Annotated in this window: 13 protein-coding genes; 6 read left to right on the forward strand and 7 right to left on the reverse strand. The window is 60.3% G+C overall.

The window, feature by feature from the left end; genetic code table 11:
• Positions 1–10 precede the first annotated feature (10 nt).
• From ABVN21_RS15625 to greB, 3 genes are read left to right on the forward strand one after another with little or no spacing between them, the layout of a single operon-like run.
• Complete coding sequence (locus ABVN21_RS15625; RefSeq protein WP_201117894.1) at positions 11–694, forward strand: ABC transporter ATP-binding protein; 684 nt, start codon at positions 11–13, stop codon at positions 692–694.
• On the forward strand, positions 694–3,198 hold the full coding sequence (locus tag ABVN21_RS15630) for an ABC transporter permease (RefSeq protein ID WP_339552746.1): 2,505 nt from the start codon (positions 694–696) through the stop codon (positions 3,196–3,198). The genes ABVN21_RS15625 and ABVN21_RS15630 overlap by 1 nt, the downstream gene beginning before the upstream one ends.
• A gap of 34 nt (positions 3,199–3,232) precedes the next feature.
• A complete protein-coding gene (greB, locus tag ABVN21_RS15635) occupies positions 3,233–3,730 on the forward strand; it encodes a transcription elongation factor GreB (RefSeq protein WP_008031876.1) in 498 nt (165 codons plus the stop codon).
• Between the two features lie 3 nt (positions 3,731–3,733).
• Here greB and ABVN21_RS15640 read toward each other — a convergent pair whose 3' ends face one another.
• The 3 genes from ABVN21_RS15640 to ABVN21_RS15650 form a co-directional block, all read right to left on the reverse strand.
• Complete coding sequence (locus tag ABVN21_RS15640; RefSeq protein WP_339552745.1) at positions 3,734–4,042, reverse strand: class I SAM-dependent methyltransferase; 309 nt, start codon at positions 4,040–4,042, stop codon at positions 3,734–3,736.
• Between the two features lie 249 nt (positions 4,043–4,291).
• Positions 4,292–4,726, reverse strand: a complete 435-nt coding sequence (locus ABVN21_RS15645; protein ID WP_339552744.1) for a DoxX family protein — start codon at positions 4,724–4,726, stop codon at positions 4,292–4,294.
• 105 nt (positions 4,727–4,831) lie between these two features.
• Positions 4,832–6,253 (reverse strand): transglycosylase SLT domain-containing protein, encoded by a 1,422-nt coding sequence (locus ABVN21_RS15650; RefSeq protein ID WP_339552743.1) that lies wholly within the window; start codon positions 6,251–6,253, stop codon positions 4,832–4,834.
• Positions 6,254–6,490: 237 nt separating this feature from the next.
• Between ABVN21_RS15650 and ABVN21_RS15655 the strand changes: the two genes are divergently transcribed.
• Together ABVN21_RS15655 and ABVN21_RS15660 are read left to right on the forward strand one after the other, a co-directional pair.
• On the forward strand, positions 6,491–7,300 hold the full coding sequence (locus tag ABVN21_RS15655; RefSeq protein WP_339552742.1) for a TatD family hydrolase: 810 nt from the start codon (positions 6,491–6,493) through the stop codon (positions 7,298–7,300).
• 149 nt (positions 7,301–7,449) lie between these two features.
• Positions 7,450–7,815, forward strand: coding sequence for a terminase (locus tag ABVN21_RS15660; protein WP_339552741.1), 366 nt, complete (start codon positions 7,450–7,452; stop codon positions 7,813–7,815).
• On the opposite strand, the gene ABVN21_RS15665 is transcribed toward ABVN21_RS15660, so the two are convergent.
• The 3 genes from ABVN21_RS15665 to ABVN21_RS15675 all read right to left on the reverse strand — a co-directional run bounded on the left by ABVN21_RS15665 (position 7,816) and on the right by ABVN21_RS15675 (position 9,870).
• Positions 7,816–8,613 (reverse strand): thioesterase family protein, encoded by a 798-nt coding sequence (locus tag ABVN21_RS15665; protein ID WP_339552740.1) that lies wholly within the window; start codon positions 8,611–8,613, stop codon positions 7,816–7,818.
• A gap of 164 nt (positions 8,614–8,777) precedes the next feature.
• Positions 8,778–9,545 (reverse strand): CHAD domain-containing protein, encoded by a 768-nt coding sequence (locus tag ABVN21_RS15670; RefSeq protein ID WP_339552739.1) that lies wholly within the window; start codon positions 9,543–9,545, stop codon positions 8,778–8,780.
• Between the two features lie 46 nt (positions 9,546–9,591).
• Complete coding sequence (locus ABVN21_RS15675) at positions 9,592–9,870, reverse strand: hypothetical protein (protein WP_339552738.1); 279 nt, start codon at positions 9,868–9,870, stop codon at positions 9,592–9,594.
• Between the two features lie 221 nt (positions 9,871–10,091).
• Between ABVN21_RS15675 and ABVN21_RS15680 the strand changes: the two genes are divergently transcribed.
• On the forward strand, positions 10,092–11,132 hold the full coding sequence (locus ABVN21_RS15680; protein WP_339552737.1) for a patatin-like phospholipase family protein: 1,041 nt from the start codon (positions 10,092–10,094) through the stop codon (positions 11,130–11,132).
• Positions 11,133–11,263: 131 nt separating this feature from the next.
• Here ABVN21_RS15680 and ABVN21_RS15685 read toward each other — a convergent pair whose 3' ends face one another.
• Entirely contained in the window at positions 11,264–11,962 is a 699-nt protein-coding gene (locus ABVN21_RS15685; RefSeq protein WP_339552911.1) for a response regulator, read from the reverse strand.
• Positions 11,963–12,138: the final 176 nt, after the last annotated feature.

The raw sequence follows: 12,138 nt of genomic DNA on the forward strand, positions 1-12,138 counted from the left end.
CGGATTCTCCATGGGCGCAAGCATTCTCACCGCGAAGAACCTCAGCAAAGTGGTCCCCAGCGCGGAAGGTGAACTGACTATCCTGCACGAACTCAGCCTGGAACTGAACAAGGGCGATAGCCTGGCCATCGTCGGCGCGTCCGGTTCGGGAAAATCCACACTCCTCGGCTTGCTCGCCGGCCTTGACCTGCCGAGCAGCGGCGAAGTCACCCTCGCCGGGCAAGGGCTGAGCAACCTCGACGAAGACCAGCGCGCCCGCATTCGCGCCGAGCATGTGGGTTTCGTCTTTCAATCATTCCAGTTGCTCGACAGTCTCAACGCCCTGGAAAACGTCATGCTGCCGCTGGAACTCGACGGTCGCAAAGACGCTCGCGAGCGTGCCACCGAATTACTGCAACGGGTCGGCCTGGGCCAACGCCTGACCCATTCGCCACGCCAGCTCTCCGGCGGCGAACAGCAGCGTGTGGCGATTGCCCGCGCGTTCGCCGCCGAACCCGACGTACTGTTCGCTGACGAACCCACCGGCAACCTCGACAGCCACACCGGCGAGCGCATCAGTGACCTTCTGTTTGAGCTCAACCAGGAACGCGGCACGACATTGGTGCTGGTGACTCACGACGAACGCCTGGCACATCGCTGCCGGCGCCTGATCCGCCTTGAAGCCGGCCTGCTGGTCGCCCCTCTGGAGCCTTGATGGCACGCCTGCCGCTGTTGCGCCTGTTCAGCCTAGCCATACGCCAACTGCTGCGCGACGCCCGCGCCGGCGAGTTGCGCGTATTGTTTTTCGCCTTGTTGGTCGCCGTGGCCGCGAGTACGGCCATCGGCTACTTCGGTGCTCGACTGAACGGCGCCATGATGCTGCGCGCCACCGAGTTTCTCGGCGCTGACCTGCTGCTTGAAGGCAGTTCGCCGGCGCGTCCCGAACAGATCAAAAGCGGCACGGAGCTCGGCCTCGAACACGCTCAAGTGGTGGAGTTCTCCAGTGTCATCGCCACCGACAACGGCATCCAGCTGTCCAGCATCAAGGCGGCCGATGACGCCTACCCACTGCGTGGCGAACTGAAAAGCGCCCCTGCCGCTTTCGCTACGGAAGTGTCTGGTGGCGGGCCGAAATCCGGCGAAGCCTGGGTGGAAGCACGCTTGCTGACGGCGCTGAACCTGAAGATCGGCGACAGCATCGATGTCGGCATGAAAACCCTGACACTGGCGCGGGTCCTGACCTACGAACCCGATCGCGCCGGCAACTTTTACAGCCTGACGCCACGGGTGCTGATCAACCTCGACGACCTCGCAGCGACTGGCGTGGTGCAACCCGGCAGTCGCGTCAGTTATCGCGAACTCTGGCGCGGCAACGCCGAGGCGCTGGAAACCTATCGCCAGCTGATCAAACCCGGCCTCGCCGCCAACCAGCGCATCCAGGACGCCCGCGATGGCAACCGGCAGATTGGCGGCGCGCTGGGCAAGGCCGAACGCTACTTGAACATGGCCAGTCTGGTGGCGGTGCTACTGGCCGGTGTTGCGGTGGCGCTGTCGGCGACGCGCTTTGCCACTCGTCGCTTCGACGCGAGCGCACTATTGCGCTGCCTGGGTCTGTCCCGCCGGGAAACCCTGGTGCTGTTCAGTTTGCAACTGACCGTGCTCGGCCTGCTCGCCAGCCTCAGCGGCGCCGTCATCGGCTGGTTGGCACAGCTTGGGTTGTTTGCCTTGCTTCACGATTTGCTGCCGACCGATGTTCCACCGGGTGGACTGTTCCCAGCCATCGCCGGGATCGGTACCGGGCTGGTGGCATTGGCCGGTTTTGCCTTGCCGCCACTGGCGGCGCTGGGTCGGGTTCCGCCATTGCGCGTATTGCGCCGCGACATGCTGCCGATTCCGTCCAGTACCTGGGTGGTCTACGGCGCGGCGCTCGGCGCCCTCGGGCTGATCATGTGGCGCCTGAGCCTGGACCTGCTGCTGACCTTCGCCCTGCTCGGTGGCGGCGTGATCGCGGCGCTGGTGCTCGGCGGTTTGCTGTTGCTGCTGTTGAAAAGCCTGCGGCGCATGCTCGCCCGCGCCTCCCTGCCGTGGCGTCTGGGGCTGGGTCAACTGCTGCGCCATCCATTGGCCGCCGCGGGACAATCCCTGGCGTTCGGCCTGATCCTGTTGTCGATGGCGTTGATCGCCCTGCTGCGCGGTGAGTTACTGGACACTTGGCAAAACCAGCTACCGAAGAACGCACCGAACTATTTCGCGCTGAACATCCTTCCGGCGGACAAACAGGCCTTCGCAGATCGCCTGATGGAGCTGTCGGCGCAATCGGCTCCACTGTACCCGGTGGTACCGGGACGGTTGATCAGCATTAACGGCGAGCCGGTGCAGCAAATCGTCACCAAAGAGTCGGCGGGTGATCGGGCAATCCAGCGCGATCTGAGCCTGACCTGGGCAGCGGACCTTCCCGCCGGCAACAAAATCACAGAGGGCAACTGGTGGCCGCAGCAGCCGCCGGATGAAATCCCTGGTGTGTCGGTAGAAGGAAAAGTCGCCGAAAGCCTGAAACTCAAACTGGGCGACCACCTGGTGTTTACCGTCGGCGGAGTCAATCGCGAGGCGAAAGTTACCAGTCTGCGGGAGATCAACTGGGACAACTTCCAGCCGAATTTCTTTATGATTTTCCAGCCCGGCACCCTGAAAGATTTGCCAGCGACTTACCTCACCAGCTTCTATCTGGCGGCGGGCCATGATCAGCAGATCGTCGATCTGTCCCGGTCGTTCCCGGCGGTGACCATTCTGCAAGTCGAGGCATTGCTGGAGCAGCTGCGCAGCATCCTCGCCCAGGTCACCCTGGCGGTGGAGTATGTATTGCTGTTTGTGTTGGCGGCGGGGATGGCGGTGTTGTTCTCCGGCCTGCAATCGACGCTCGATGAGCGCATTCGTCAGGGTGCGCTGCTGCGTGCGTTGGGAGCGGAGCGGCAATTGCTGGTCAAGGCGCGGCGGATCGAGTTCGGTTTGCTTGGCGCGGTCAGTGGTTTGTTGGCGGCGCTGGGCTCGGAGGTGGTGAGTCTGGTGCTCTATCGCTACGCCTTTGACCTGCCTTGGCATCCGCATCCGTGGCTGTTGGTGCTGCCACTGATCGGTGCGGTGCTGATCGGTGGCGCCGGTGTGTTCGGCACCCGTCGTGCATTGAATGCCAGCCCGCTGACAGTGTTGCGCGAGGGTTGATAGACTCAACCCTTCTCAATCCCAAGAAGTTGCCATGAGCCGTTATCGCCCTCCCCGCACCGCCGGTACCGCGCTGATCACCCCCGAAGGTGAAGCGCGGATGCGCGCCGAATTTCACGAGCTCTGGCATGTTCGCCGCCCGCAAGTGACACAGTCGGTTAGCGAAGCGGCAGCTCAGGGTGATCGCTCGGAAAACGCCGAGTACACCTACGGCAAAAAAATGCTGCGCGAGATCGACAGCCGCGTGCGTTTTCTCACCAAACGCCTGGAAGCCCTCAAGGTCGTCAGCGAAAAACCCAGCGATCCGAACAAAGTGTATTTCGGCGCCTGGGTCACCATCGAGGACGAAGACGGCAAAGAGTCGCGCTATCGCATCGTCGGCCCGGATGAACTGGATTTGAAACTGGGCCTGATCAGCATCGATTCACCGCTGGCGCGCGCCTTGATCGGCAAGGCACTGGACGCCGAAGTTCGGGTCCAGACGCCTACCGGCGAGCAATGTGTGTATATCGTGGCAATCGACTACCCGTGAGCCTCAACGGCGGGTAATCAGCCCTTGGCGGGCAACGCGAGTCAGTTGCCTGATCATCTCGGGGGCATCTTCGAAGCTGGGCGATTGAATCACCGCCAGATCGAAACTGTTGCCGGCGAAGCGCGCCAGTGATTCACCATCTTCGACAAACTGGATCAGGAAGGCTGCCGGCCCACCGGTACGACGTGGCCAGCCATCGAGGTAACGCAGGAGCGTCGGCTGGTGTTTGCCACCAAGCAGGATTTTTGGATTGCGCTGGGTGAGATGTGCCGTGATCGGCGCGGGACGTACAACGGGGCTTAGTGCATTCATCGTGTCGTGTCTCTGCCTCAAAAGTCTGCATGGCAGGTGAGAGGCAACACCGAACCAGCGCTTTAGCGGTATTTCGAAGCCTGTAACCAAGCTTCTATCGGCAACTGGATGAGTCACCTGGCGCCCCGCAAGTAGCTGTTTAAATCGGCGCATGGGCAGCATCCTAGAGAAGCTGACCGGACAGTGTCAAGAATGACGCGCAACAAAAAAGGCCCGCGTTATGCGGGCCTTTTCGTTGAGCCAGAGCGGTCAGCCAGCGATGGCGCGGTCGGCCGACAGCTTGCCGGCGCCTTCGATCAGTACCGCGATGCTGCCACCCAGCAGCGCCAGGGCGAATTCATAACCATTGTTGGCCATGAACAAACCGTTACTGATGTGCACCGAGAAAATCGCCACCAGCGAAAGGAAGGTCAGGCCCAATGCCGCGGGACGAACCAGCAAGCCGATGATCAATGCCAGGCCAGCAAAAAACTCGGTGCCGCCCGCCAGCGTCGCCATCAGGTAACCCGGCGCCAGGCCGATGCTTTCCATGTACTGCGCGGTGCCCGCCAGACCGTAGCCACCGAACGCCCCGAAGAGTTTCTGCGAGCCGTGCGCCGCGAATATGATGCCGACGAGGATTCGCAGAACTGTCAGGCCGTAGCCAGCGCGGGTAAACAGAACCTTGTTGATCAGTGAGCTCATGCTGTGTCATCCATTGTGAGAGTGTGTGTGGGTTGGTCGCCATATTAATCAGTAAACATAATATTTAAAGCGCAAAAAACCGCTAGAACACTTCAGTTTATTCGATCATTTCTGCAGGGCAACCTTTTGCCCCTGAGGCTCCAACGACTCTCGCTCCCGATCGAACGCCATGTAATACTTGTTCACGCTATTAACATAGCTGACAGGTCCCATTCCCACCTGCTCCATGGCAATGCGCTCGACCTGAAAAAACCACTGATTGGGATTCAAGCCCCGCCGCCGTGCCTCGGCACGCATGCCCTGAACACGCTCCGGCCCAATGTTGTAGGCCGCCAGTACGAACGCCATGCGCTCGCGCTCGTTGAGCTTGGGGCTGGCGAAGAACTTGCGGCGAATCATCGAAAGGTACTTGGCGCCGGCCTGCACGTTGGCGTCCAGCTCCTGAATGTTGTTGACCCCGACTCGCTGAGCGGCCGATGGGGTGATTTGCATCAGGCCGGTCGGTCCGCCATTACCGCGGGCCGTGGGTTGCAACGCGGATTCCTTGAACGCCAGCGCCGCCAAGTTCAGCCAATCCATACCTTGGGCGTCTGCATGTTTCTGCAGCACCGGCCGAAGCTTTTCCAAGCGCTGCCGGTCAGCCTTGGCCAAGGGATAGTGCACTTGATAGAGGCGCCGGTAGATCCGCAAGAATGCGACGTCCTGATCCGACGGCTTTTTGTAGGTGGTTAGAAACCGGTCAATACTGGCGCGCAACATCGATGCATCGCGGCGCACGAACCAGAATTCCTCGCCCGGGTCACTGATGTGTACCTGCCGATCGATACGCAACTTGGGCAGGATCTTGCCCCAGCGCTCGGCGATCGGTTGTTCGACGATGGTCAGGTGGAAAATCCCACCCTGCACCATCTCCAGCACGTCTTCGACCGCCAGGCTTGGGTCAACCCACTCCACCGTCACGGGCGGCAGTTTGTGCAGCGCGAGTTTTTGATTGATCTGGCTGACGGCATCCCCGGCGGCACTGCCGGTGGGCAGCGCCAGGGTTTTGCCCGACAGCTGTTCGAGACGGGTATAGCGTCGCTCGCCTTTGATGCCCACCAGTACTAGCGGAATGTCGCTGGCGATCGGTTCACTGGTGCTGACGGCGTAGCCCGCTCGAAGATCGAGCAATTCCCCTGGCGCGACCAGATCACCCTCGCCACGTTGCAATGCACCGAGCAATTGGTCCTTGGCTTTGGGAATGATCTTGAGGGTGATTTCCTGACCGCCACGGGCGTGACCGTTGAGGTATTGCTCGAAGGCGCGCAAGCGGTGGTACTCGACACCGATGGCCTGGCCCTGGACTTCGCCGGAACTGTTACGGCTCTGGTTGACCAACACCCGCAGCACGCGACTGCTGCGGATTTCCGTCAGGTCGCGCACCTTGCTCGCCGGCACGGCTTGCAGCGGACCGGGCAGACGTGCAACCGCCGACATCGGCAGCAGCAGCGAACAACACAGCAGTAGCAAAACCGAGGGACGAATCATCCACTCTCCGGAAAGAATTCGGGCCGATCACATCAATTGCCTTGATGAAATCAAACGACAGAAACAGGGCGTGTGAAGCGCCTGCAAAGTGCGAAAGACTGGCACAGTGATGGCACTTTAACCACCCTGCCCTGTCTCGCGGCCTCAAGAGACAGCTATAACTCGTTGTAGTTCTTAGTTTTTCTTATAAATCTACAGCTCTGATATGCTTTCCGGCCTTTGGTCCGAGGTAGCACCATGCAACTCATCGATATCGGCGTCAACCTGACCAACCCCAGTTTTGACGACAAGCACCGGGCGGTACTCGACCGTGCGTACGCTGCCGGAGTCTGCCAATTGGTGCTCACCGGCACGAACGTCGAGAGCAGCGAACAGGCGCTGGAGCTCTGCCAGCAACTGGATGAAAGCGCTCAACGGCTGTTCTCGACTGCCGGTATCCACCCCCACGCGGCCAGCGACTGGGGCGCCGACAGTGCACGACGTCTGCGCGATTTGCTGAAGGAACCGAACGTGGTGGCCGTCGGTGAATGCGGGCTGGATTTCAATCGCGATTTCTCGCCGCGCCCGCAGCAGGAAAAAGTCCTCGAAGAACATTTGGCACTGGCAGTCGAGTTGCAAATGCCAGTGTTCCTGCACGAGCGTGATGCCAGTCAGCGCTTGCTGGAAATCCTCCGTGACTTCCGCGACCAGTTGCCCGCTGCGGTGGTGCACTGCTTCACCGGTGAACAGAAAGCATTGTTCAACTACCTCGACATGGATTTGCACATCGGCATTACCGGCTGGATCTGTGACGAGCGTCGGGGCACCCATTTGCATCCACTGGTCAAAGAGATCAAACGCGGCCGGCTGATGCTGGAAAGCGATGCGCCGTACCTGCTGCCGCGCAGCCTGCGGCCCAAGCCGAAGAATGGTCGTAACGAGCCGGCGTTTTTGACCGAAGTATTGCGCGAAGTGGCGTTGCATCGTGGGGAAAGCGAGGAAGATCTGGCGGCGCACACTACCGCTTGTGCACGGGCGTTTTACAGAATGCCCACAATTCCTCAGTAACCATAAATCCCTGTGGGATGCTTATTGAGGGTCAACATCAATCCTGACCATGACATCTATCACTTCCATAGCCAACCTTGATTCGCCGCCCGCCTCGGCCGGGCCTATTCTTCAGTCAATGTGTTCAACATGGATCGAGGATTAGCATCATGGGTAAACGTCACCCCAACCTTCCCGCCTGGCAATGGCGTGCTTACCCGAACAATCACCAACATCCGACCAATCTGGTGTTGCACCTGATTGCCGTGCCGCTGTTCATCGTGGCGTTTCTGTTGATTGTTACCGGTGTGTTCGGCCTGAAGTTTGCCAGTATCGCCATCGGTGTGATCGGCGTGCTGGCGGCGCTGGGCCTGCAACGGCATGGTCACAGCCTGGAAACGCAAGCTTCGGAACCGTTCAGTGATCGCAAAGACGCGGTATCGCGTTTGCTCGTCGAGCAGTTCCTGACCTTCCCACGGTTCTTTCTCAGCGGCGGCTGGTGGCGTGCCTGGCGTGAACGCCACCGCCGTCATTGATCAGGCGAACACGGTCACCGTCTGCCGGCTCATGGCAATCAGGCGCCCTTGAGCATCCCACAACTTTGCCGCCGCGTGGCCGTAGCCGTCCGCGGCGTGCTCGGTTTCAACGAGGTATTTGCACCAGTCCAGCGTGCTCAGTTCGAGCAACGGCTGGACGAATTCGATGGTCCAGGTCAGCGTACTGCCCATCGCCGGTTTCTTCAGAAACGGCATCAGCGCCGGTGGCCAGGCGTCCACCAATGCCAGGATGTGCGACTCGCTGAGCGTCTCTTCCTTCACATCACCGCGCAAACGCACCCAGCCCCCCATCTGCCGTGATGTGTTGCCGCTGAACGGCAAACCACCGACGCTCCAGCGCATCGCCAGATGCCGCATGAATTCCGGCGTCACCTGTTTGATATAAGGCAATTCCTGGCAGTCGTCCCAGTGCTTCATTTCCGGGGCCGGCTCAGCGGTCACGGCCACTTCCGAAGGACGCGAGGCGCCAAAGCTGCCCTGAATCAACGTCACTACCTGCCCCTTCTGCATCGCCCGGCCCAGCACTTGGCTGACAGCCTTGCCTTCGCGCAACACATCGACTTCAAAACTGACTGGCACTTCAGGCTCGACCGGCCCCACGAAGGTGATCGCCAGCGAGCGCACCGGACGATCCGCCGGCACCTTCGCGCGCATGGCTTCGTACTGCAAGGCGGCCACCAAACCACCAAAACTGGCGCGCCCCTGCGCCCATCCGGCCGGGATAGACAGTTCCAGCGGCTGGCGGCGGACGGCATCGAGCAGATCGGAAAAACGCATGAAGACCTCAAGGGCAACAAAATGGATGAACGGATCTTAACCAGCTCGCAAGGTTGGCACAGTGGTTATTCCGGTCAAATTGACTGACAGATGAGCCGTGTAGAGCTGCGGCGAAGATCAAAAGATCGCAGCCTTCGGCAGCTCCTACACGGATCGCGATGGGTTCAGGATTTGAAGCTGGCCTTGCTGAGTTTGTCGAGAACGCGGTCGGCGCGCTGTTCGGCCTCGGCCATGGTGGTTTTCCAGACGGCGACGCAGGGCTGCAAATCCGCTTCGTGCTCGGCGATGGCCAGCCATTGCCAGCAATCGTGCCAATCGCCCAAAGCGCCTTGGGCTGATTTCAGTCGTGGCAGCGCCGGTTTCGGCAGGCGATCAAGCTCGGGGTAGGCCTCGATGCCGTAGCGCACACGCTTGATCAGCAGGCGTAAACGATGACGGTCATGGGCCGGGTCGTGCAGGGCCTTGTCGAGTTTCTTCCATTGCTTGGCCAGGCGTTTCTCGATTTGCCTGCGCAGGCCCTTGAGCAATCCCTGACGCTGAGCGGCGCGAAGGAAACGCGGAAAGGCGTCGCAGATCAGCAATAACTGCGCAAGCTCGGTGCTCGCCGCCACCGCCGGATAAGCCTCGGCCATCTGCGCCATGCGCCGTTGTGCCGCTTCGGTTTGATTGTGCTGGAGCAAGTACGCCGCCAGCACTTCGCGATCACGCAACGGCGTGGTCAGATCACCGACATGGGACGCCGCCGCTTCCAACTGTTCAACGCCGGGCAAGCCGCGCAATGGCCGTAACAAGCTGCGCATACGGCGAACCGTTGTACGCAGGTCATGCAATGCCTCAGGGTCGGTACGGGCGTTCAAACGCGCCTGACAGGCCAACAGACGTACTTCCAGGCCCAGGATATGAGCCACCAACCGGTCAATCAAGGCAGACATTGCTTTCTCCCTGAAACGGATTACCCCCACCAATTGCCATCATGCCTCAACGGCCGGCGCGAGACTCACGAATATAGAAACGTGCCTTCTCGGCTTTACTGGCGCAGCCTTCGAATCCTTCAAACTGCTGCTGGGTTTTGGCCGCGGTCAACAGCGACAGGGCTTTGGAGTAGCTGACAGTCCCGGCAAAACCTTCCGCCTTGGCCAGATCCAGTTCATGCCACGCGGCGTCCAGGTTGCTGCCGCAGCTGTCACGGTAAGCGGTTTTACCGGCGCAACCGGCAAGTGCCAGGGCAATCAATGACACACAGATCCAGGCTTTCATCACTCACACCTCAAAGATAGGTCAAACATTTGTGCAGGTAGGACGGTCTGGCGCGGGAAAAGTGCCGTCCATCGCCTGCGCAACTATAGCGCCCGCGAGAATATTTCTCTGCCGCCATGGAGTATCGAAAAAACGACGCGACCCACTCGCCGAACGACCTTAGCGATTGAAGCACGCCCCTCGATGGGTGCATTGTTGAATCATTCGATCGAGGGCGATTCATGAATAAGCGTGTCGCACTGGTGCTGGGCTCAGGTGGAGCCCGCGGTTATGCCCATATCGGAGTGATTGAGGAGATCGAGCGGCGTGGCTATGACATCGCCTGCATCGCCGGTTGTTCCATGGGTGCGGTGGTTGGCGGGATCTATGCCGCTGGCAAACTCAACGATTATCGCGACTGGATCGAGAGCCTGGACTATCTCGACGTGTTGCGCCTGGTGGACGTCAGTTTTCGCCTGGGGGCGATTCGCGGGGAAAAAGTCTTCGGGCAGATCCGCAAGATCGTCGGCGAAATCAATATCGAAGACCTGCGCATCCCTTACACGGCGGTTGCCACCGACCTGACAAACCAGCAGGAAATCTGGTTCCAGGAAGGTTGCCTGCATCAGGCCATGCGCGCCTCGGCGGCGATCCCCAGCCTGTTTACCCCGGTGATGCAGGGCAATCGCATGCTGGTAGACGGCGGCATTCTCAACCCGTTGCCGATCGTGCCGGTAGTGTCGAGCCATTGCGATTTGATCATCGCGGTCAACCTCAACTCCACCAACCAGCGTCACTACCAGTTACCGGTGATCCAGCGCCCCGCTGCGTTCAAGAGCCGTTTCAACAGCCTGATCAATTCCCTCGGCTCGAAAATGCCATTCCGGCGCACGCAGGCCGAGCAGTTGCTGCGGATGGAAAAGGAAGCGTTGATGGCGGAAGCCGCCGAGATCAACCCCTGGATCGAATCCGCCGAACCCGAAGCGCAACAACCGGCCGCCGCCCCTGAACGGGAAGGCGCGCCGAAATCTGCCACCGGTTCGTTCATCATCGACAACGTCGGGCCGGCGTCTTTGCTGGACTTGATCAACCAGAGTTTCGAAGTGATGCAGACATCGTTGGCGCAGTACAAGATTGCCGGGTACCCGCCGGACATCCTGATCAACGTGCCGAAGCGGGTGTGCCGCTTTTTCGAGTTCTACAAGGCGCCGGAATTGATCGCGCTGGGACGGGAGATTGCGCGGGATACACTGGACCGGTATGAAAGTGAACGGGATTCCTGAGGTTCTCGGGTGAATCCCAGGGCCTCATCGCTGGCAAGCCAGCTCCTACAAGGGGTTGGCGCCGTCCAGACAATTGCGATCACTGTAGGAGTTGGCTTGCCAGCGATGGCGTCCGAACGGACAACACAAACCTAAACCCCAGCCTCACTCAACAACCGATACCCAACCCCCGCCTCGGTCACGATGAACCGTGGCGCGGTCGGGTCGTCCGCCAGTTTTTGCCGCAAATGCCCGACCACAATCCGCAGGTAATGACTGTCCTCGGTATGCGTCGGTCCCCAAATATCCTTGAGCAATTGCTGTTGGGTGATGACCCGGCCCGGATGCCGTGCCAGCTGTGCCAGCACCGCATATTCCTTGCGGGTCAGCGCGACTTCGGTGTCATCGAGCAACACCCGGCGATAGGCCAGGTCCACGGTCAACGGGCCGAAGGTCAGTGCCGCTTGTTGCGCCTCACCCACCGGTGCCTGACGCAGCAGCGCGCGGATCCGCGCCAGAAACTCCTGAATGCCGAACGGCTTGGTCACATAGTCGTTGGCGCCGCCATCCAGGGCTTCGACTTTCTGCCCTTCCGCGGCGCGTACCGACAGCACCAGCACCGGCACCGTCGACCACTCGCGAAATTCACGCAGCACTTGCTGGCCGTCCATGTCCGGCAAACCGAGGTCGAGCACCAGCAGGTCCGGTTTGTTCAACGCGGCCTGTGCCAGACCTTCAGTGCCGGTGCCAGCCTCCAGCACTTTGTAGCCTTGGGAAGCGAGGCTGATGCGCAGGAATTTGCGGATTTGCGGCTCATCGTCGATGACCAAAATGGTCGCGGTCTGGCTCATGGTTTCCGGTCGCAACAAGGAAAAATCCAAAGGGTATCAGGCTTCACTTTCAACGCTCAATTTTGGTTCGCAAATGGTCCGTAGGAGCCGGCTTGCTGGCGATGGATGCGCCGCGTTTATCCAGACCCTACGCGTCATCGTTAACGGCCATCGCCAGCAAGCCGGCTCCTACATGG

The organism is Pseudomonas sp. MYb327 (genome assembly GCF_040438925.1).
GTDB lineage: Bacteria > Pseudomonadota > Gammaproteobacteria > Pseudomonadales > Pseudomonadaceae > Aquipseudomonas.

Excerpts from the sequence above, each read along its gene's own strand:
- ABVN21_RS15680 (WP_339552737.1), top strand. The coding sequence starts at position 10,092 with ATGAATAAGCGTGTCGCACTGGTGCTGGGCTCAGGTGGAGCCCGCGGT.
- ABVN21_RS15645 (WP_339552744.1), bottom strand. The coding sequence starts at position 4,726 with ATGAGCTCACTGATCAACAAGGTTCTGTTTACCCGCGCTGGCTACGGC.
- ABVN21_RS15665 (WP_339552740.1), bottom strand. The coding sequence starts at position 8,613 with ATGCGTTTTTCCGATCTGCTCGATGCCGTCCGCCGCCAGCCGCTGGAA.
- ABVN21_RS15660 (WP_339552741.1), top strand. The coding sequence starts at position 7,450 with ATGGGTAAACGTCACCCCAACCTTCCCGCCTGGCAATGGCGTGCTTAC.
- ABVN21_RS15670 (WP_339552739.1), bottom strand. The coding sequence starts at position 9,545 with ATGTCTGCCTTGATTGACCGGTTGGTGGCTCATATCCTGGGCCTGGAA.
- ABVN21_RS15655 (WP_339552742.1), top strand. The coding sequence starts at position 6,491 with ATGCAACTCATCGATATCGGCGTCAACCTGACCAACCCCAGTTTTGAC.
- ABVN21_RS15630 (WP_339552746.1), top strand. The coding sequence starts at position 694 with ATGGCACGCCTGCCGCTGTTGCGCCTGTTCAGCCTAGCCATACGCCAA.
- ABVN21_RS15625 (WP_201117894.1), top strand. The coding sequence starts at position 11 with ATGGGCGCAAGCATTCTCACCGCGAAGAACCTCAGCAAAGTGGTCCCC.
- greB (WP_008031876.1), top strand. The coding sequence starts at position 3,233 with ATGAGCCGTTATCGCCCTCCCCGCACCGCCGGTACCGCGCTGATCACC.
- ABVN21_RS15675 (WP_339552738.1), bottom strand. The coding sequence starts at position 9,870 with ATGAAAGCCTGGATCTGTGTGTCATTGATTGCCCTGGCACTTGCCGGT.
- ABVN21_RS15685 (WP_339552911.1), bottom strand. The coding sequence starts at position 11,962 with ATGAGCCAGACCGCGACCATTTTGGTCATCGACGATGAGCCGCAAATC.
- ABVN21_RS15650 (WP_339552743.1), bottom strand. The coding sequence starts at position 6,253 with ATGATTCGTCCCTCGGTTTTGCTACTGCTGTGTTGTTCGCTGCTGCTG.
- ABVN21_RS15640 (WP_339552745.1), bottom strand. The coding sequence starts at position 4,042 with ATGAATGCACTAAGCCCCGTTGTACGTCCCGCGCCGATCACGGCACAT.